1 protein-coding gene is annotated in these 798 nt (G+C 55.6%); it reads right to left on the reverse strand.

All coding sequences use genetic code 11. From position 1 onward, the window contains the following. Positions 1 to 798: Ig-like domain-containing protein (locus tag KP22_RS21005; protein WP_039326316.1), on the reverse strand; the 798-nt coding region annotated here is incomplete at both ends.

The raw sequence follows: 798 nt of genomic DNA on the forward strand, positions 1-798 counted from the left end.
CATTAGCAGCTAATACAGAACCCGGAACATTGACGCTCCAGGTTTTGCCATCGGCATTGACCGTAGTCTGATAGGTCTCGCTGCCGACGGTTATCGTCACCGTATCACCGGCTTTGACGTCGTTATCGACCTGACCGGTGACCGCAATCGACTGACCCGACTCGCTGGCATTGATGACATTATCTGACGTGACATCGTCGATTGAGATCGACGCCACTGGCGCATCGGTATCGACGCCATAAGCGTGAGTAGAGTTTGCAGTGGTGACATTGCCCGCCGTGTCGCGCGTGGTGACCGTCGCACTCACATCGCTATTCGCCGCTAATACAGCACCGGGAACATTCACGCTCCAGGTCTTGCCATCGGTATTGACCGTAGTCTGGTAGGTCTCGCTGCCGACGGTGACCGTCACCGTATCACCGGCCTGAACCTCATTGCCCACCTGACCCGTAACAGAGATCGTCTGGCCGGATTCGGCCGCGTTAATCACGTTATCTGACGTCACATCGTCGATGCTAATCGATGCTACTGGCGCCACCGTATCCACGCCGTAAGCGTGAGTAGAGTTTGCAGTGGTGACATTGCCTGCGGTATCGCGCGTGGTAACCGTCGCACTGATATCGCCATTGGCCGCTAATACAGAACCCGGCACATTGACGCTCCAGGTTTTACCATCGGCATTCACGGTCGTTTGATAAGTTTCCGAGCCGACGGTAACGGTAATCGCATCGCCCGCTTTCACGTCATTATCTACGTTACCGGTCACCGCAATGGTCTGGCCCGATTCGCTGGCGTTAA

Source organism: Pectobacterium betavasculorum, from assembly GCF_000749845.1.
Classification (GTDB): Bacteria; Pseudomonadota; Gammaproteobacteria; order Enterobacterales; family Enterobacteriaceae; genus Pectobacterium; species Pectobacterium betavasculorum.